The 644-nt window shown below is 68.0% G+C and carries 1 protein-coding gene; it reads right to left on the bottom strand.

Annotated features, from left to right (window positions below; genetic code table 11):
- Positions 1-163 precede the first annotated feature (163 nt).
- Positions 164-644: Rossmann-fold NAD(P)-binding domain-containing protein (locus AC4FQ5_RS19855; protein ID WP_491146338.1), on the bottom strand; the 481-nt coding region annotated here is incomplete at its 5' end.

Here is a 644-nt window from a genome sequence, read left to right as displayed (position 1 = left end):
CGCGACCTACGAGGACGTCTACAAGCTGACCTACGTGCGCGGTCCGAGCGGGATCATCGTGATGCTCGCCGAGGCGCTGACGCCGGCCTGACCGGTACCCGCGGGTCACCGCATCGGAAGGGTGACACCTCGCTGGTCGTGGGGGCCGGAAAGCGCCGACTCGTCACGATGCACGCGCGCGGATGAGGCCCTCCGACACCTCCCACACTCGAGCTCCCGCTTCCGGGTCGGTGAGCCTGCTGTACAGCTTCTGCTCCGCAGGACCACCGCCGAGGTTGAGCGGTCCGCGCGGTCCGTAGAGTCGCCCGCCGAGTGCGTCAGCACTGGTTGCTGCGAGGAGGGCGGGGAGGGCGGAGGACTGCGGTGTCCCGAGCAGGATTCCCAGCCGGGACATCGTGCGGATGATCTTCACGGACGTCGTATCCCGCTGCCGTCCCATGGTCGGCTGTGCGGCGAGGAGATTGGTGGGCGAGATTCCGGGGTGGGAGAGGTTGCTGCGGATACCCCACCCACCGGCGACGCTGCGGCGCTGCAGCTCGAGCCCGAACAGCCCGAGCGCGATCTTCGAGCTGCTGTAGGCCTTCGCACCGTCGTAGCGCTTCTCCCAGTTCATGTCGTCCCAGTTGACGGCGTTGTAGTTCGCC

This window comes from Chryseobacterium sp. DT-167 (genome assembly GCF_058310155.1).
This window is presented reverse-complemented; position numbering and strand designations above follow the sequence as displayed.